The organism is Haloarcula sp. CBA1115 (assembly GCF_000827835.1).
Classification (GTDB): domain Archaea; phylum Halobacteriota; class Halobacteria; order Halobacteriales; family Haloarculaceae; genus Haloarcula; species Haloarcula hispanica.
The window spans coordinates 2,812,825-2,830,525 of record NZ_CP010529.1 but is presented as its reverse complement, the minus strand read 5'-3'; the positions used below and the strand labels follow the sequence as shown (position 1 = coordinate 2,830,525).

Here is a 17,701-nt window from a genome sequence, read left to right as displayed (position 1 = left end):
CTTGAAGATACGCCTGCATTGACGGATTACGCCCCGAACCGGTCCAAGATTGCACCCCGGTCGATCTTGTCCGGACCGCTGGTCGGCATCGCCTCGACGAACGCAATCTCACGGGGGTGTTTGTACCGGGCTAGTCGGTCGTCGAGGAACGTCCGGAGGCCGTCGAGTGTCAGCGACCGGTCGCTGGCCCCGCCTGTCGTGCTATCGGTCGCAGGTTCGATGACGGCCTTGCCGACCTGGCCCCACCTGTCGTCGGGCACCGGAATCACGACGACTTCACCGACCGACGGATGGTCGGCGATAGCGTCCTCGACCTCCGCGGGATAGACGTTCTCGCCGCCGCTGACGAACATATGCTTGGTTCGACCCTCGATGTAGTAGTAGCCGTCCGCGTCGGCGCGGGCGAGGTCGCCAGTCGACACCCAGCCGTCGCCGAACGTCTCGGCGGTGGCCTCGGGGTTGTCGAGGTAGCCCGTCGCGGCGTGGGGCGAGCGCAACTGGAGTTCGCCGACGGTGCCGGGGTCGACCGTCTTTCGCGCGTCGGAGGGACCATCGCCGTTGTCACCGTCGTCGGGTTCGACGACTCTGGCGTCGACGTGCATCGCCGGCTTGCCGACGGAATCGGCCTTCTTTCGGGGCCAGCCCTCCGGCATCGCGAAGTTGTTCGGGCCGCACTCGGTGAGGCCGTAGCCCTGTGAGAGGTCGACACCGCGGTCCCACCACGCCTCCATCACGCTCTTGCGGCAGGGGCCGCCGCCGGACTTGGCGAAGCGCAGCGTCGAGAGGTCCGTCTCCGTCCAGCGGTCGTGGTCCGTCATCATTCGCAGCACTGCGGGGACGGCGACGAGGACGGTCCCACCCTCAGTATCGATGGTCTCCAGCACGTCGCCGGGGTCGAACTCGCGGGCGATGACGACCGTTCCGCCCAGATGCCACAGCGGGACGGTGAGGACGTTCCAGCCCCCGGTGTGGAACATCGGGAACACCATCGGCGTCACGTCGTCGGCCCGCAGCCCCCAGGCCGTGATCGTGTTCAGGGAGTTCCAGACGATGCCGCGATGCGTGATTTCCGTCTCCTTGGGCGTCCCCGTCGACCCGCCGGTGTGGAGGAGGAGGTGGGTGTCGCCGGGGGCGGGAGTCGCCGTCTCGACGGGCGCGTCATCCTGGGGGAGGGCCGAAGCGTAGAGCGTGCTGTCGAGCGTGGAATCCGAGGACGCGCCGTCGGTGGTTTCGAGCTGGATGATTTCGGGCGCAGTCGCGTCGGCTGTCTCCAGAGCGGTCGAGACAGTCTCTGCGAAGGGGGACTCGACGACGAGGATTTCAGGGTCCACGCGGTCAAGGAGTTCGGCGAGTTCAGGGGGCGCGAGCCGATGGGACAGCGGGGCGAGTCGGCTCCCGGTCTTGCCCGTGGCGAAGAACAGGTCGACGACGGCGGGGCGGTTCCGCGAGACGACGGCGACGGTGCCGGCTGCCGCCGTGGCGTCCGTCGCAGTGCGGGCGGCGTCGGCGTCCGCACCGACCCCGTACTGCCGGAGCAGGCGAGCGGTCCGGTTCGCTCGCCGGTCCAGTTCGGCGTAGGTGAACCGCTCGCCGGTGGTCGCATCCACCAATCCCTCGCGGTCCGGCGTGAGCGCGGCCCGGCGCTCGCTCCAGGCACCGACCCACTCCTGTGGCGTCCCCTCAGACATCGTCGATGAACTCCCGTATCTGTGTGTTGACGCGGTCGTACTCCTCAATGAACAACAGGTGCGGACCGCCGTGGACGGTGATGAAGTCGGCGTTGGGTAAGCCCCGAGCCAGCAGTTCCCCGTTCTCGTAGGGGACGACCTTGTCAACGGTCCCGTGGATGACCAGGCACGGCTCCGTAATCTGCTGGAGGCGGTCCGACACATCGTGAGTCTGCACAGCCGCGCCTTGCCATTCGAGGGCCTGGTCGCTGGCGTCGCTGTCGATGCGCCAGTCGATGATGCGCTCGATGAGGTCTTCGTGGGTGCCCATGAACCGATCCGAAAGCGCGGGCTGCATTTTGTACCGCCGGAGTTCGCGCTTGTCGAGGTCCTCGGGTACGTTGAACATCCGCTGTTGGGTCTCCTCGGGGACCGCCTTGGCTTCCGGCCCGCCTGGCGAGGTACACATGAGCGTCAGCGACTGCGCCCGATCGTACTCCAGTGCGTACTGCTGGGCGATCATCCCGCCCATACTGGCCCCGACGACGTGGGCCTGCTCGACGCCGGCGTCGTCGAGTACGGCCTCAAAGTCGCCGGCCATCTGGCTCATCGTGTACGGCCCCTCGGGTTCGTCCGAATCGCCGGTGCCGCGGTTGTCCCATACGAGGGTCTGGTACCCGTCGACGAGTGCCTCCTGTTGCCACAGCCACATCCAGCGGCCGTAGCCGATACCTTCGACGAAGACCACAGTCTCGGCGTCTGGCGGCCCCTCGCGCTCGTAGGCGAGCGAGACGCCGTCGTTAGTCGCGTATTGCATACTGGCTGGTTCTGGTTGGATATCCTTCGAGTGGTCCGGTTCCGCGGTCATTGCTCTGCTGGCTCCCCCTTCGGGTTGTCACACTGCGTGTCGTCTTGTTGTCGATACGCCTCCGTGGGCCGACCAGATGGATAGCGGCCGCCCCACGCCCAAGTCGTCGTACGGTCTGGCGGTTCGACGGTCGTTTTCACTGGTTTCGTCATTCCGAATCACCCCGGAGTTTCGCCGGCAGCGCCTCGGCGAACGTTCCGCCGATGCGTGCTCGCAGCGTCCCGAGCAGTCCGTCGGGGACGTAGAGCACGAACAGCACGAACACGATACCGACGTAGAGACTCGCGTGGCCGTTCAACAGCAGGTCGATGAGGCCGCCGATAGTCGTCTCGCCGACCAGCGTCGCGTCCAGCGTTTCCTGGCCCAGCAGCGCGCGGAGGTACGGCAACAGACCGCCGCCCTGCCCGGCCTTCGAGAGGAACTCCCGAACCGTCTCGTCGAACAGGTGCCCGTACAGCGAGCCGGCAAGCGTCCCGAAGCCACCGATGATGCTCGCGAGCAGGGCGTCACCGGTCACCAGGAAGTAAAAGGAGTTCTCCGGGCTGGCCGACCGCTTGAAGCCGGCGAACAGTCCGCCGGCGACGGCGGCGAAGAAGCCGCTGATGGCGAAGGCTCCGAGCTTGTAGAGGTAGGTGTTGTAGCCGATGGCGATAGCGCGCTCCTCGTTTTCCCGGATGGCAATCAGCACCCGCCCGAACGGGGAGTGGATTATTCGCTGCATGGCGAAGTAGCATGCGAGGACGACGAGGCCGATCATGTAGTAGGACACTTCCGTCCCGGACAGCGTCGACCCAAGCAGGGCCACCTCGTCGCCGGTGAGTACGCCGATTGACAGGGATAGCTGGTCAATGCCGGGAACCCCAATCTGGAAGCCTTCGGCGTGGCTCGGCCCGACCGCGGGGCCGTCCCGGGGGTTGGTCGCCACGTAGTCCCAGCCGCGGACGAACACGTAGAACACCTGCGCGAAGCCGAGCGTAATCATCGCGAAGTAGACACCAGAGAGGCGGAACGAGACGAGGCCGACGAGCATCGCCAGCACGACGGCGATGAGACCGCCGACCAGCAGGGACAGCATGAACGGCGTCCCGGGGCCAAGCAACGGCAGCTTCCCGTTAGCAATGAGGATGACGGTGTACGCGCCGGTGCCGTAGAACACCGCGTGGCCAAACGAGAGGTAGCCGGTGTAGCCGCTGATGAAGTCAAAGGAGATAGCAAAGAGGCCGAAATAGAGGACGCCGACCATCGTCTCTACGGTCGGCAGGAGCATCTGCGTCTCGGCACCGACAGGCGAGTTCAACAGCGTGTGATACACCGGCGGGTACAGCGCCAGCAGGGCGATAACGAGGATGTGAGCGGTGTGGTCCCGCAGGTACTCGCGGGGCCAGCCCGTCTCAACAGTCGTGGGGGTCGGTGGCTCGGACGCCGCCTCGGCGTCGGCCTCGGTTTCAGCGCTAATGGCCCCCCACCTCCTCGACGCCGAACAGGCCCTGCGGGCGGACGATGAGCGTCACCACGAGGACCAGAAACAGGACGAGTTCCGGCAGGCCCGTGAACTCGATGACGTTCTGGAACCACCAGGTCGTCACCGCGTCGGCCATCCCGACGACCAGCGCGGCGACGACGGTGCCCCGGAACGTCCCGAGGCCGCCGACGATGACGACGATGAACGCCGGCAGCAGCGTCTCGGCCGCCAGCGGGACGCTCGCGCCCCACGTCGGGTCCCACATCAGCAGCGTTCCGGCCGCGCCGGCCAGCCCGATACCCAGCGCGAACACGACGGTGAACACCTGCCGAACGTCGATGCCAAGCGCCGATGCCATCTCCGTGTCCTCGCTCCCGGCCCGGATGTACAGGCCATAGCGGGTCTTTGTGAGGAACGCCCAGATGCCGACCACCGTGATAGTTCCAAGGAGTATCTGGAACAGCGACATCCAGCCGACGCTGACGGGACCGAGGGCGACCGGTTCGCGGAGGAACTGCGGCTTGGTCGCCAGCGCGGCCTGCCAGTCCGACAGCGGCTGGAGGTCGTAGATGCCCAGCACGATGCGGACGACTTCCTCGATGACCAGCGTCAGGCCGAACGTCAGCAGGATCTGGTATATTGGCGGCCGGTCGTACAGCGGCCGGATGATGGTCGTCTCGATTGCGCCGCCAAGCACCGTCAGCAGCGCGAACACGACGACGATGGCGACGAAGAACAGGCCGAGGCGGGTAAGCGGCGCTGTCCCGCCGGTGACCGTCACGACCATCAGGAGGCCGCCCAGGTACGCCCCGACCATCGTCAGCGACCCGTGGGCGAAGTTCAACACGCCCATAAGGCCGAAAATCAGCGTCAGACCGCTGGCAATCATCACGTACAGCGCTGACTTGGCGAGCCCGTTGACGATGACACCGCCGAGTTCGCCGAGCGTCAGGAACTCCACGAGCGCTTCGAGTATCATGCCGACAGATACCTCCTGAACCGCTCGTCGTCGGCCGTCACCGCCGCCGTGTCGCCGTCGTCGACGACGCGGCCCTTGTCGAGGATGTAGAACCGGTCGGCCAAGTCGAGCGCCAGCGGGAGGTTCTGCTCGACCAGCAGCATCGTCACATCCTCGCTTGCTTTCGACAGCGCCTCGGCCACGTCGGCGACGATTTGGGGGGCTAACCCCTCACTCGGTTCGTCGACCAGCAGCAGGTCGTTGTCGCCGACCAGCCCGCGGGCGATGGCGAGCATCTGCTGTTGGCCGCCCGACAGCGTGCCGGCGTCCTGCCCCCGCCGCTCTTCGAGGATGGGGAACGAGTCGAAGGCCAGGCGGAGGCCGTCGCTCACGTCGTCCGGGTCCGGTATCGCCGCCCGAAGGTTCTCCTCGACACTGAGTTGGCTGAACATCCGACGGTCCTCCGGAATCCATCCCAGTCCGCGCTCGGCGACCTCGTGTGTCTCCAGCCCGACCAGCGACTCGTCGCGGAAGGTGATCGACCCCTCGCGTGGCGGTGTCAGTTGCAGAATCGTCCGCAGCGTGGTCGTCTTACCGACGCCGTTGCGGCCGGCCAGCGCGACCACCTCTCCCTCCTCGACGGAGAGGTCGACGCCTTCGAGAATGTGGCTGTCGCCGTAGTACGTGTGGACGCCGCTCAGTTCGAGCAGGCTCACGCCGTCCCCTCCTCCGAGTCCGTTCCGGACCCGGTCGCTGTCGTGTCATCGTCCAAGCTGCCCGGTTCGTAGCCGCCGAGATACGCCGACTGGACGTCGGGGTTAGCCCGTACCTCTGCTGGCAGTCCGTCGGCGATGACCGCACCCTGATGGAGCACGACGACGCGGTCGGAGACGCCCATCACGATGTCCATGTTGTGCTCGACCAGCAGGACTGGGTAGTCCTCTGCCACCGCCTCGATGAGGTCCCGGATTTCGTCAACACTCTCCGAGGAGACGCCGGCGTTTGGCTCGTCCAGCAGGAGCACTGCGGGGTCGCCGGCCAGCGCGATGGCGACTTCGAGTTTGCGCTTTGCGCCGTGGCTCAGCGTGCTCGCGAGGTCCCCGGCCCGGTGGGAGAGCCCCACCCGGTCCAGAATCTCGTGGGCGCGCTCGGTGAACTCGTCGTAGTGGTCGACGTTGCGCCAGAAGGTCGTGGCGTCGTCGCTGTGAGCCTGTTCAGCGACTCGAACGTTCTCCAAGACCGTGCTGTTGGGGAAGACATTCGTCACCTGATAGGAGCGGTGGATACCCTTGCTGGCCGTCTCGTGGGGCGACGCGTCGGTGATGTCTTCCCACTGTCCGTCACGCCGGAGTTCGACCGTCCCCTCGGTGGGCGAGAGGCTCCCGGTCAGCAGATTGAAGAACGTCGTCTTGCCGGCCCCGTTCGGGCCAATGAGCGAGCACAGTTCCGCGTCGAGTTCGAAGTCGACGCTGTCGACAGCAGTGAGTCCCCCGAACTCTCTGGTCAGTCCCTGTGTTCTGAGCATACCTACAGTGAACAGTCCATCTGGTCGCTGTCCTGCGGGATGGTCGTCTCGTCGGCACTGATTCGGGCCAGCGGTTCGCCGGGCATGATGGCGGCGCCCCAGTTATCGGCCCACTCGTCGGTCGTCGGAATCGGGTTCGCGACGGTCATCGCCGACTGTGCCTGATTGTTGTACTCCTGGAAGGTGTAGCCGTTCTCGCCTTTCGGCGTGTCGATGACGGTCATCCCCTTCAGGGCGTCGGCGATATCCTCGCCCTCGGTCGACCCGCTCTCCTGAACCGCCTGGTGGATCGCCGATGCGCCGGTGAAGGTCCCCGCCGAGAACAGGTCCGGGACGACGCCGTAGGCGTTGGTGTAGCTCTCGACGAACGCGTCGTTGATCGGGTTGTCGTACTGGTTCCAGTGGTAGCGAGTCGTGAACGGCCCGAGCTGTGAGTCCCTGATCTTTTCCTCGGTCAGGGGTTCGCCGAGCACGCTCTGCATCGTCCCGCCGACGACGCTGTTGGTGATTCTGGTGGCGAACCCGCCGAACACCCGATAGGAGTAGTCGCCCGAGAGGAATGCGTTGAACATCGCCGGGAGTGTCGCGACGGTGAACCCGCCGACGACGCCTTCGGCCCCGGCCTCCTCGGCGTTGTCAAGCAGCCCATCCCACTCGGCGTAGCCCTGTTCGACGAAGCGTTCGCCGACGATATCGACGCCTTCGGCCTCCAGCACGTCTCGGTAGTTGTTGACGACCGCGCGGCCGAAACTGTAGTCCGCGCCGAACAGGTAGACGGTCGAAACGTCCGTCTCTCTGGCGACGTACTTCCCGCCCGAGCGGGCGTCCATCGCGGTGTTCTCGCTCGCTCGGTAGACGAGGTCGCTACAGGTCTCGGAGTTGGACGTGATGTCGGCCGACGCCGCCGGACCGAGCATGATGGGGACCTGCGCCTGATTGACGACCGTCGTGACGACCCGGCTGGCGACCGCCGAGGACGCACAGCCGGCGAGCATGTCCACGCTCTCGTTCTCGACGAGGTTCGTCGCCGCCGTCTGAGCCGTGTCCGCCGAGAACTCCGTGTCCCGTATTAGCAGGCGGTACTCCGTGTCACCAGCGGTAATGGTTACCTCGCCGCTGCCGGCGTCTGTCGGCGGATCGGTCTCACCCTTGTACGCCAGCCCGGAGAGGAAGCCCCACAGCGACTGGTCGCCGTAGTATTTCAGGTCGCCGGCGCGGGGCTGAAGCACGCCGATGCTGACCGTCTGCGTCGAGTCACCGCCGCCCGATTCGCCGTTCGTGCCACTGTCCGTCGTGCCGCCGTCCGAACCGTCCTGTTCAGTCATGGATGAGTCGTCACTGACACAGCCGCTGAGCCCGACAACGCCGGCACCGAGCGCGCCGAGAACGCGCCTCCGTGTAGCCGTGTTCTGCATAACAGATTATCGTAGACTCGCCGACTACATAGTGTGCTGAGTTAACATGTTAACGCGGCGAGACAGACCGCAATTCTCGTCCGTACCGGGACTGTCACAAAACTGGTCGTAAACGGTCTGTATCGTTCTTTCCTTGGCGAATTATGCGCTCACACCGATTTGACTATCTGCTACGTAACTGCTTCAGTAACTGTCAATCGATATATTTCAGCGGTCACCCACGTTAGTAACGCCGGAATGATAGAGAGGACCAGTCCAAGGGCCACAGCGAACTGTGTGTCCGACGAAATCGAGTAGATTTCTGCGACAAAGGTCCATCAGAGAACTGTTTATCAACCCGACCAGAGTTCGGACGAAAATACGCCGCTATTCGCTGTCCCAGTCGCACTGCGGGTAGTTAGAGAATTTCGTGGTCAGTGTATCGATGCAGGATACCGAGGATGACCACCCACGGCAAGGTCATTCCGACGGTGATTGAAATCAGAAACCCAATCTGACGGTTCACACCGAGGAAGTCAAACAGTTCCATTCCTCCCGCAAACCCCGCGAAAATGAACGGGCCGAGGAATACGACAACTGGTATTAGGATAACTCCAGCAAGCAACCGCCTTGCGAGTCGACGGTACGGTGCGAGTATGATTCGGAAGAGCAACCCGAATACCGTTTTGAAAAGCATCCCAAGAGCCGGTATGGCTCTTCTAGACGATGATTCGTCTTCTTCAGCAGTCATGATTATGTTGTCTTTGCTTTTGTATAAAAATATCTTTGGTCGAAATATTTGTTTGACCGGTCCCCTCCTTTGCACTCGTATTGCGTCCGGCCGTGGGAATATGATTTAAGCAGGTCACAATCTCGGAATCATGCATGGAAGTAACCCTTACTCTATCCGTCTGGGTGGAATCAGCGGTCACCACCCAGCAGCACAGATATGCGGACAGTTCAGGATTCGTTTGACCGGCATTTGCTGATTCATATCTCAGCCCACGCAATCGGTGTTGTCTTGTATCGATGTCGCTCTCACGAGTGTCAGTTATGCAGTAAAACAACGCTAAGGCCTACAGTGGGAGCTAGGTACGGCCGTTGTGACAGTTGCACCCAGCTGTCATTCTGAACAGAGTAGCGAACAGGCCGGGGGAGACAGCGGAATCAGTCCTCGATGTCGTCCAGCGCCTCAACGACGCGCTGGATCATCTTCCGCTCGCCGCGTCGGAGATTCTTCGAGACGGCGGGTTTGGACACGCCGAAGTCCTCGGCAAGCGACCCCAACGTCGCGTCCCGGGGCGACTCGAAGTAGCCCTCGGAGACGGCGGTTTCCAGCGTCTCGCGTTCGGTGTCTGAGAGGTCCCGGCAGCCGTCGACGAGCGTCATCGCCGCGCCGGCGTTCTGCACGAGGTCCTGGAGCTGTGGGAGCGTCGTCGACGTGCGTTCGACCACGTCGTACTCGTTGTCGCGGTCAAGTTCCGAGAGCGTCGTATCGGCGTCCCGGCCGCGGTCGAATCCGACGTGCCAGGTTTCGCTGCCCGCCTCAATGTGGAACGGGCCGGTGATGTAGCCGCCGTTGTCCCGGATGGTCTGCATCGCCGCCGTTTCCTCGATAGTCGTCCGGATGTGGGCGGCGTTGTCCTCGCGGCGCAACAGCGCACAGTCGTTCATGTTCTCGTGGGCCTGCAGACTGTCCAGCCCCGTATCGAGTATCCCCGCGTCCTCGGCTTCGACAACCATCCGCGTCTCCAACTCCCGCGCACGCTGGTCGAAGTCCCAGTGTACCGCTGCAAAGGCGACGTCGTGGTCTGCCGTCGTGTCGATGAAGGGACAGTCGTACTGCTCCATGTCCAGGGCGATATCTATCATTGGCAGTCCACTGTATCCTGTGTGATTCGTGTGATACGGTAAAGAACCCCACGATTAATAATAGCTATTTCCCGAAACCGGGTTCTTCACGAACGTCTATCCCTGATACACCGTTTCAATAGTGTTTTAGGGCTCGGTTCTGGAGGAAGTGGTATGACTTTGCACGCCAGAGAGATAAACCAGGACGTACGGGAGTTGGGTGCGCTCCTGGGCGAAGTGCTGGAAGCACAAACCTCGACCGAGGCGTTCGAAACGGTGGAAACCATTCGAACGTCGTGTATCGACTACCGGCGCGGTGACGCCGAGACGCGGGACGAAGTCCACCGGGCACTGAACCGACTGAACCCGGAGACCCAGGATATCGTCGCACGCGCGTTTACGACCTATTTCGAACTTATCAATCTCGCCGAGGAGCGCGAACGGGTCCGCGAAATCCGAGAGGGGAGCGAGGAGGGTGTACTGGCCGACAGCGTCGAGGAAGCCGTCCGGGACCTGGCCGAACGCGGCGCAGACCCGGAGGAGTTCGAGCAGGTGCTCGAAGACGTTCTCATCCAGCCGACGTTCACGGCTCACCCCACCGAAGCCCGCCGGAAGACGGTGAAGGCGAAGCTCCGGTCGGTCGCCCGTGACATCGAACGACTCGACGAGCGGCGGCTCACGGACCGCGAGCAGAAACGCATCGAGCGCAACCTCGACGCTGAAGTGACGAGTCTCTGGCAGACCCCGCAGGTCCGAGACCGCCGCCCGGAGGTCACCGACGAAGCGCTGAACGTCCAGTGGTACCTCGAAAACGTCCTGTTCGACGTTATCGACGAGGTGTACGACGAACTCGAACACACCCTCGAAGACGTGTACGACGAGGACATCGATATCGACACACTCTACGAGTTCCGCTCGTGGGCCGGCTCCGACCGCGACGGCAACCCGTTCGTCACCACTGAGGTGACCGAGGAGACGCTGGAGCGCCAGCGTGACACCGTGCTGCCGCTGTACCGCAACAAGCTCAAGGAACTCTCCGGGGTGCTGAGTCAGGACGCCTCGAACATCGCGACCGACGCGCTGTTCAACGAGCGACTGGACCGTCACAAGTCCAGGCTCCCCGGAATTGCCACAGAGGCCGAGGAACGGTATCCGGACGAGCCCTACCGCCAGAAGCTCCGGCTGATGCGCGAGTCCGTCATCCGGGTCAGCGACGTTCGCCAGGGCGGCTACGAGAACGACGAGGAACTGCTGACCGACCTCCGCGTCATCGCCGACAGTCTCCGTGAGAACGACGCCGAGGTCATCGCCGAGGCCCACGTCGACCCGCTGATCCGCAAGGTCGAGACGTTCGGCTTCAACCTCGCCAGCCTCGACCTGCGCGACCACCGGAAGATGCACACCGATGCCATCGCCGAATCCGTCGAGCGCGAGGGCATCGACTACGCCGGCATGGACGAAGACGAGCGCGTCGAGTTCCTGACCGAGGCTATCCTCCAGGACAACCCCGTCATCGACATGGAAGACACCGAGGGGCTCTCGGAGGACGCCACCCGCGTCCTCGACCGCTTCCGCGCGGCCGCCGACTGGCAAAACGAGTTCGGAATCGACGCTATCGACACCTACGCCATCTCCTGGTGTGAGGAGCCAAGCCACGCCCTTGAGGTCCTGTTTCTCGCCGACCAGGTCGACATCGTCGACCTGCCCGGCTACTGCGGGTTCGACGTGGTGCCGCTGCTGGAATCGGAGTACGCCCTCTCCGGAGCCCGCCGCATCATGGGCACGCTGTTCGAGAACGAGGCCTACTCCCAGGCTCTTGAGGCCCGGGACAACATCCAGGAGATCATGCTGGGCTACTCCGACTCGAACAAGGAGAACGGCTTCCTCGCCGCCAACTGGTCGCTGTACAACAACCAGAAACGACTGGCGGACATCACCGATGACTACGACGTGGAGATGCGCCTGTTCCACGGCCGCGGCGGCTCCATCTCCCGCGGCGGCGGCCCGATGAACGACGCCATGCTGGCCCTGCCGAACGAGACAGTGACCGGTCAGATAAAGTTCACCGAGCAGGGCGAGGCCATCGCCGAGAAGTACGCCAACCACGACATCGCCGAGCGCAACCTCGAACAGATGCTCAACGCCCAGATCCGGGCGCGGAAAAACGCAATCGAGGAGCCCGTCGAAGAGATTCCCGACGAGTGGGAGGAGGCGATGGAGACAGCGTCCGACGCCGCCCGCAACGAGTACCAGGACCTGCTCGAAACGGACGGCTTCGTCGAGTTCTTCGAGCAGGCGACGCCGATCACCGTCATCGAGAACCTCAACATGGGCTCGCGGCCGGCCTCCCGAAGCGAGGACCGCAGTGTCGAGGATCTCCGGGCCATCCCGTGGGTGTTCTCCTGGACGCAGGCCCGATGTATCATCCCCGGCTGGTACTCTATCGCGACCGGACTGGACGCCTACCTCGAAAACGGCGGCGACATGGAAACGCTACAGGAGATGTACGAGAACTGGCCGTTCTTCCGGACGAAGCTCGACAACGCGTCGCTGGCGCTCGCCCGTACTGACCTCGAAATCGCCGAGGAGTACGCCGACCTGGCCGACCCCGAACTCCGCGAGCGCATCTACCCGCGTATCGTCGAGGAGTACGAGGACACCGTCGAGAAGGTGCTCGAAATCACCGGGCAGGACGGCCTGCTCTCGCGTGAGTGGCTGCAGGAGAACCTCGAGCGCCGGAACCCCTACGTCGACCCGCTGAACCTGTTGCAGGTCCGCCTGCTCAAACAGTCCCACCGAACCGATACCGAGCGCCGGACGCTGCGGCTGACCGTCCAAGGTATCGCGGCCGGGATGAAAAACACCGGGTGAGGCACTGATCGACACTGGGTGCGGCATCGTGCGAACGACTTACTACAAAAGTAGTACCCATCGAAGGATTTAGGCGTCTTCCCCCGGAGTAGCCGGTATGGCACTCGAAACTGTTCTTCTTGCAGTTGGACCAAACGACGCCGACCGAATCGACGAACTCGCCGACGCCGTGCTCGATATCGCGAGCCCGGCCGGCGCGACAGTCATCGTCGCACACGTATTCACCGACGACCAGTACGACGGCGTCGTCGACAGGCTCGAATTCGAATCGACCGGCGAAGCCGACCCCGACGAGGTCGCCGACCGCCACACAACCGTCCGGGAACTCGTCTCGCGGTTCGACGACGCCGGGCTGTCGACACAGGTGCGCGGTGCCGTGGGCAACCACGGCGAGCAGATCGTCAGCCTCGCCGAGGCCACGCAGTCGGACCTCGTCGTCGTCGGCGGCCGCAAGCGCTCGCCGACCGGGAAGGCCGTCTTCGGTTCCACCGCACAGGAAGTCATGCTGAACGCGCCGTGTCCGGTCACGTTCGTCCGCGGCGAGGACTAAGACCGCAGAAACTGAGTTTTTTCAGTTACTCCACCAGCGCGGCTTCGAGCAGTTCGAGCGGATGCCGGATCTCGTAGCCGCTGCCGTGTTCCATCTGCATCGCGCAGGTCGGACACTCGGTCATACCGGTTTCGCCCTCGGCGTGGTCCATGTGCTCGAACATCTCCTCGCCGATCTCCATGGACTTCTCGTACTTCTCTTCCTTCCAGCCGTAGGTCCCCGAGATGCCGGAACAGGAGTCGCCCACGTCCTCGACTTCGACGCCGTCGAGATCGCGGAACAGTTCGACGGCCTGGCGGTCCAGCCCCTGATTCCGTGAGTGACATGGAGCGTGGTAGGCGAACTCCTCAGCCAGCTCGCCGTCCACGTCCGCCGCCTGCACTTCGCCTTTGAGGTCCTCGTGGATGCGGAGGTACTCGACGGCTTCGAACGTGTTCTCCGCCACTTTGTCGATGCCATCGATGTCGAACAGTTCGGGGTACTCCTGTCGGAGCGCCATCGAACACGAGGTACAGGAGGCAATGGCGTGGTATCCCTCGTCGACGAGTTCGGACATCGACGAGACGTTCGTCTCGGCGTGGCGGCGGGCGTCGTCGAGCATCCCGTTTGCGAACATCGGCGTCCCCGAACACTTCTGCTCGGGTGCGACGACCTCGTAGCCGAACTCCTCGAACACCCGGACCGTCGCCTTGCCGACTTCCGGCGTGTTGTAGTTGGAGTAGCAGCCGTGGAAGTACGCCACTTTCTTCTCGGCGTCCTCGGGGAGTCCGCGTCGCTTGCGGGCGGCTCTCGCGTTCTCCCGTGATTGGGCCTGACCGCCGCGGTCGGCCCACCAATCGCGGAAGGTCTGTTTCGCGAAGGCGGGGAAGTCACGCTCGCTGGTGATACCCATCGTCTTTTCCATGACCCAGCGGGCCGGCCCGAAGTTCATCGCGAAGTTTGCGAGTCGGGGGACCTTGCTCGCCAGGAACGCGGAGGTGCGGTAGTTCGCGAGGATGCGGTTGCGGATGTACTCGACGGAGAGTTTGTCCATCTGCTCGCTGACGTACTCCCCGCGGGCGGTGTTGTGCATCTGGCTGAGCGGGACGCCCGACGGGCAGGCGTTGTCACAGCGCATGCAGTTCGAGCAGTCCATCACCGAGTCGTCGATCTCGTGATCGTCGTCGGACTGCTTGAGCCGCCACTGCTCGGGGCCCTGGAACTTCGGGCCGGGGAAGTCGTCGTCGACCTCGGCGACGGGACAGTTCGTGTCGCAGGTCGAGCATTTGTAACAGGAGTCCGCGCCTGGCCGGAGGTCGAAGTCGTCGCTGTCGGGGAAGACGTCGACTGGTTCGAACTCCTCGCCTGTGTTCGGTGCTACCGGGTCAAACTCTGTCTCTGGTGGGGATTCAGCGTCACTCATCGTGCCTCCTGTGCGGCGCGCTGGCCCGCCGCGTAGCCTGTGGCAATCGAGACGCCGCTGCCGGATTTCTCGGCGGCGAAGTCGTAGCCGCCAAGCACCGAGCCGGCGGCGCGCAGGTTCTCGAACTCGCTTTGCTCGCTCGCATCGAGTGGTCGAAGGTCGTCGTCGGTCGCTACGCCGTACCGAGCGAACTCGTGGTCGCCGAACAGTTCGCCCTCGAACCAGTCGTACCGGTCCGCGGCGTGGGGAACGTGGCAGTCGAACACCGGTTCGTACACCCCGTCGCGGTCGGACTCGACGCCCTTGCCGACGAAGCCGCCGGTCGCGAGGACGTACTGGTCGGCGCTGTTGGGTATCTTCGCGCCGTTCTTCTCGATAAACACCTTCTCGATGCGGTCCTCGCCCTCGAAGTCGACGACAGGGTTGCCAGTCTCGATGCTGGCTCCGGCTTCGTCCAGCGCAGAGAACAGCGCGTCCTCCAGTCGGAGGCCGGGTAGCGACGGCGGCCCCATCGGGACCTCGAACACGTCGACGCCGAGGTGGTCGCCCAGTGCATCACGGATCGCACCGGGGTTGTCGTCGCCGAGAATCGCCGGGAAGCCGACCCGCTCTTCGTCCTCCAGCAACGGGTTCACGCGCTGGGCAAGCGCCTCGCGGGCTGGGACCATTCGCCCGCGGACAGCGACCTCGCTGTTAGTATCGAGCAGTTTTGCGTACCGCGTGACCTTCGCGTCCGCGCGCAGGTCGCCCGGGAACCGGATGGTCTCGCCGCGGACATCGAATGGCACGCCCGTTGCGTCGAGATGGGCGGCGACGTGCGGGGCGTCGAAGTCGACCATTTCCTCGATGCCGACTAGCAGCGTGTCCCGGGTATCGCTGGCGAGGCCGGCGCTGGCCCCGGCCGGGTAGCGGGCGGTCGGTTTGATACTCCCGCCGTGGGTCGGGAGCAGCGCGTTCGTGTCCGTGTGTTCGCCCTCGTAAGTCGGGACAGCGTCGTCAAACAGCGACAGTGCGTCCCTGACTGTCTGGACGCCGACTTTCCGGTACGGATGCTCCGCCGGCAGGGTCGGAATCGCCTCGTACGGGTCAGTCAGCGGGCCGTCGCCGTCCGGTGTGTATCCGAGTACGTCGACAAGGCCCGACGCCTGCCGGAGCGTGCTCTGTTTGTAGGAGACCAGTCGCACGTCGGCTCCCTCACGAGCGGCCGCCAGCGCGCTGGTCAGCCCGCCGAGGCCGCCGCCGATGACGAGTACCTCCGACTCAATAGCCATTTGTCCCTCCGTCGGCGGCTACGTCCGCGCTGTCGACGCTGCCGCCTGTCTGTCCGCGGCCCGAATCGAACGCCGAGAAATCGACCGGGTCGCCGTCAGCCGGGTCCTGGTCGCGGTTCTGCGTGGTGGCGTGCAGTGCGTAGTTCAGTGCCGCCTGGGAGAGCTGTTCGCCCCAGAGAGCGTGTCGCTGGCCCTTCCAGCGCTCCTGTAGCAGTTCGTCCCAGGCTTCGCGGACGACCGGCTCGTCGTACTCCGAGTGGAGTTCGCTCGCCATCCGGTGCGAGCAGAAGCCACCCTGACAGTTCCCCATCGACGCGCGGGTACGGATACGGACGGCGTTGAGGTCCGGGCCGGACCCCTCGATGGCGTCCTGAATCTCGGCCCGGGTGACGCCCTCGCACTCACAGACCGTCGGGTTCGGCCCATCGGTCTTGAGCACCTCGTCGGCCCGGGAGCCGAGCCGTTCGACGCTCCGGCGACCGATTGGCGAGCGGAGCCCGAACTCGTCCATGTAGTCCCGCAGCACCGAGAAGTCCTCACTGCCGGGCAGGGGCACGTCGGCGGTCCGGCAGTCGGCGTCGATGCCGAACTTCCCACAGACGTGGTCGGCGATCTGCTCGCCCATCATCCGGTAGGTAGTGAACTTCCCGCCGACGATGCTGGTCATGCCGGGCAGGTCGTCGCGCTCGTCGTGATCGAGCAGGAAGAAGTCACGCGTGATGTCCGTCGGGTCGTCGCTGCCGACGTCCGGCGGTTCGTACAGCGGGCGAACGCCCCAGAACGAGCGGATGGTTCGCGCCTCGTCGAGCATCGGAATCAGCTCCGAGAGGGTGTCGATCATCATGTCGACTTCCCACTGCTCCTCGGGGTAGTCCTCGGGGTCCTCGACTTCCTCGTCGGTCGTGCCCAGAATCGCAGTGGTCTCGTGGGGCACGACGATATCGGCGTCGCCCTTGGGCCGACAGCGGTTGATGACGGTGTCGACCTGGCGGATGTTCATGATGGTCATGACGCCCTTGGAGGGGCGGACTTCGATATCGAGTCCGGCCATGTCGCCGATGCGACCGGCCCATGCTCCCGTCGCGTTCACGACGTAATCGGCGCGGATCTGTTCGGTTCCGCCCTCCGTGCCGTGGACGCGTTTTCCGGGGCCGGAGTCGTGTTCGACCTCGATGCCGACAACCTCGCCGCTCTCGACGAGGAGGTCGGTCACTTTGGAGTGTGTCTCGATGCGTGCGCCGTGTTCCTGTGCGCTCGCGGCGTTCGCGACGACTAGCCGGAACGGGTCGATGGCCCCGTCGGGAACGCTGATTGCCTTGTCGATGTCTTTCGCCAGGTGGGGTTCCATCGCCCGAGCCTCCTCGCCGGAGACGACTTCCGCGGGAATCCCGCACTCCTCACAGCCGCTCAGTTTCTTCTGGAAGTACTCTTCGGAGTCCTCCGGCCGCTTGACGAAGAGGCCGCCAGTCATTTCGACGCAGTGACTGGCGATGTCTCGGAGGACGCGGTTCTCCTCGATACACTCGGTCGCACTGGCCTGGTCCGAAACGGCGTATCGCCCGCCGCTGTGGAGCAGCCCGTGCATCCGACCCGTGGTCCCGTGGGTCAGGTTTCCCTGTTCTACCAGGGTCACGTCGAGCCCGCGCATCGCGAGGTCCCGCGCGATGCCCGCCCCAGTCGAGCCGCCACCGATGACGGCGATGTGTGGTGTCGGTCCCATCTATCTTTCCGTGGGTTTGGAGCGCATACACTTCACTTTACCGTTGCTGGTGCTTGGGCAGTAAATTTTCTATGTAATCATGAGGAATCCCGGTGACACCCACTGTTAATCGGAAACGCACACCACATTATTTTTTACTGATTGGTCAAGGCAGTGGTTGAA

General features: G+C 64.1%; 14 protein-coding genes. 2 read left to right on the top strand and 12 right to left on the bottom strand.

Annotated elements, in window-relative coordinates; genetic code table 11:
• Window positions 1-26: 26 nt before the first annotated feature.
• From SG26_RS14140 to SG26_RS14100, 9 genes are all read right to left on the bottom strand, one after another.
• Window positions 27-1,688 (bottom strand): AMP-binding protein, encoded by a 1,662-nt coding sequence (locus SG26_RS14140; protein WP_050037891.1) that lies wholly within the window; start codon window positions 1,686-1,688, stop codon window positions 27-29.
• Complete coding sequence (locus SG26_RS14135) at window positions 1,681-2,535, bottom strand: alpha/beta fold hydrolase (RefSeq protein WP_079980827.1); 855 nt, start codon at window positions 2,533-2,535, stop codon at window positions 1,681-1,683. Before SG26_RS14135 ends, SG26_RS14140 begins: the two co-directional genes overlap by 8 nt.
• 148 nt (window positions 2,536-2,683) lie before the next feature.
• The gene (locus SG26_RS14130; protein ID WP_079980826.1) at window positions 2,684-3,847 is read right to left on the bottom strand and encodes a branched-chain amino acid ABC transporter permease; all 1,164 of its coding nucleotides are present in this window, start codon (window positions 3,845-3,847) and stop codon (window positions 2,684-2,686) included.
• A 139-nt stretch (window positions 3,848-3,986) separates the two neighbouring features.
• Window positions 3,987-4,976 carry a branched-chain amino acid ABC transporter permease gene (locus SG26_RS14125; protein WP_050037890.1) on the bottom strand — a complete coding sequence of 330 codons (990 nt, stop codon included), beginning with the start codon at window positions 4,974-4,976 and terminating at the stop codon, window positions 3,987-3,989.
• Window positions 4,973-5,671: an ABC transporter ATP-binding protein gene (locus SG26_RS14120; RefSeq protein ID WP_050037889.1), complete on the bottom strand. Its 699-nt coding sequence runs from the start codon at window positions 5,669-5,671 to the stop codon at window positions 4,973-4,975. Before SG26_RS14120 ends, SG26_RS14125 begins: the two co-directional genes overlap by 4 nt.
• Window positions 5,668-6,480, bottom strand: coding sequence for an ABC transporter ATP-binding protein (locus SG26_RS14115; protein WP_050037888.1), 813 nt, complete (start codon window positions 6,478-6,480; stop codon window positions 5,668-5,670). The genes SG26_RS14120 and SG26_RS14115 overlap by 4 nt, the downstream gene beginning before the upstream one ends.
• Before the next feature lie 2 nt (window positions 6,481-6,482).
• Window positions 6,483-7,895 carry an ABC transporter substrate-binding protein gene (locus tag SG26_RS14110; RefSeq protein ID WP_050037887.1) on the bottom strand — a complete coding sequence of 471 codons (1,413 nt, stop codon included), beginning with the start codon at window positions 7,893-7,895 and terminating at the stop codon, window positions 6,483-6,485.
• Window positions 7,896-8,292: 397 nt separating this feature from the next.
• A complete protein-coding gene (locus SG26_RS14105) occupies window positions 8,293-8,625 on the bottom strand; it encodes a hypothetical protein (RefSeq protein WP_228841559.1) in 333 nt (110 codons plus the stop codon).
• Window positions 8,626-9,041: 416 nt separating this feature from the next.
• On the bottom strand, window positions 9,042-9,746 hold the full coding sequence (locus SG26_RS14100; protein ID WP_014040140.1) for a helix-turn-helix domain-containing protein: 705 nt from the start codon (window positions 9,744-9,746) through the stop codon (window positions 9,042-9,044).
• Window positions 9,747-9,899: 153 nt separating this feature from the next.
• Between SG26_RS14100 and ppc the strand changes: the two genes are divergently transcribed.
• A complete protein-coding gene (ppc, locus tag SG26_RS14095; protein ID WP_050037886.1) occupies window positions 9,900-12,596 on the top strand; it encodes a phosphoenolpyruvate carboxylase in 2,697 nt (898 codons plus the stop codon).
• A gap of 97 nt (window positions 12,597-12,693) precedes the next feature.
• Window positions 12,694-13,146 (top strand): universal stress protein, encoded by a 453-nt coding sequence (locus tag SG26_RS14090; protein WP_008309612.1) that lies wholly within the window; start codon window positions 12,694-12,696, stop codon window positions 13,144-13,146.
• 25 nt (window positions 13,147-13,171) lie between these two features.
• Here the strand turns inward: SG26_RS14090 and SG26_RS14085 are convergent, their stop codons facing one another.
• From SG26_RS14085 to glpA, 3 genes are read right to left on the bottom strand one after another with little or no spacing between them, the layout of a single operon-like run.
• Window positions 13,172-14,548, bottom strand: a complete 1,377-nt coding sequence (locus tag SG26_RS14085; RefSeq protein WP_050037885.1) for an anaerobic glycerol-3-phosphate dehydrogenase subunit C — start codon at window positions 14,546-14,548, stop codon at window positions 13,172-13,174.
• Complete coding sequence (gene glpB, locus SG26_RS14080) at window positions 14,545-15,819, bottom strand: glycerol-3-phosphate dehydrogenase subunit GlpB (RefSeq protein WP_050037884.1); 1,275 nt, start codon at window positions 15,817-15,819, stop codon at window positions 14,545-14,547. The genes SG26_RS14085 and glpB overlap by 4 nt, the downstream gene beginning before the upstream one ends.
• Window positions 15,809-17,539, bottom strand: coding sequence for an anaerobic glycerol-3-phosphate dehydrogenase subunit GlpA (gene glpA / locus SG26_RS14075; RefSeq protein WP_050037883.1), 1,731 nt, complete (start codon window positions 17,537-17,539; stop codon window positions 15,809-15,811). Before glpA ends, glpB begins: the two co-directional genes overlap by 11 nt.
• Window positions 17,540-17,701: the final 162 nt, after the last annotated feature.

Excerpts from the sequence above, each read along its gene's own strand:
- SG26_RS14140 (WP_050037891.1), bottom strand. The coding sequence starts at position 1,688 with ATGTCTGAGGGGACGCCACAGGAGTGGGTCGGTGCCTGGAGCGAGCGC.
- SG26_RS14135 (WP_079980827.1), bottom strand. The coding sequence starts at position 2,535 with ATGACCGCGGAACCGGACCACTCGAAGGATATCCAACCAGAACCAGCC.
- SG26_RS14125 (WP_050037890.1), bottom strand. The coding sequence starts at position 4,976 with ATGATACTCGAAGCGCTCGTGGAGTTCCTGACGCTCGGCGAACTCGGC.
- SG26_RS14115 (WP_050037888.1), bottom strand. The coding sequence starts at position 6,480 with ATGCTCAGAACACAGGGACTGACCAGAGAGTTCGGGGGACTCACTGCT.
- SG26_RS14110 (WP_050037887.1), bottom strand. The coding sequence starts at position 7,895 with ATGCAGAACACGGCTACACGGAGGCGCGTTCTCGGCGCGCTCGGTGCC.
- SG26_RS14105 (WP_228841559.1), bottom strand. The coding sequence starts at position 8,625 with ATGACTGCTGAAGAAGACGAATCATCGTCTAGAAGAGCCATACCGGCT.
- SG26_RS14100 (WP_014040140.1), bottom strand. The coding sequence starts at position 9,746 with ATGATAGATATCGCCCTGGACATGGAGCAGTACGACTGTCCCTTCATC.
- ppc (WP_050037886.1), top strand. The coding sequence starts at position 9,900 with ATGACTTTGCACGCCAGAGAGATAAACCAGGACGTACGGGAGTTGGGT.
- SG26_RS14090 (WP_008309612.1), top strand. The coding sequence starts at position 12,694 with ATGGCACTCGAAACTGTTCTTCTTGCAGTTGGACCAAACGACGCCGAC.
- SG26_RS14085 (WP_050037885.1), bottom strand. The coding sequence starts at position 14,548 with ATGAGTGACGCTGAATCCCCACCAGAGACAGAGTTTGACCCGGTAGCA.
- glpB (WP_050037884.1), bottom strand. The coding sequence starts at position 15,819 with ATGGCTATTGAGTCGGAGGTACTCGTCATCGGCGGCGGCCTCGGCGGG.
- glpA (WP_050037883.1), bottom strand. The coding sequence starts at position 17,539 with ATGGGACCGACACCACACATCGCCGTCATCGGTGGCGGCTCGACTGGG.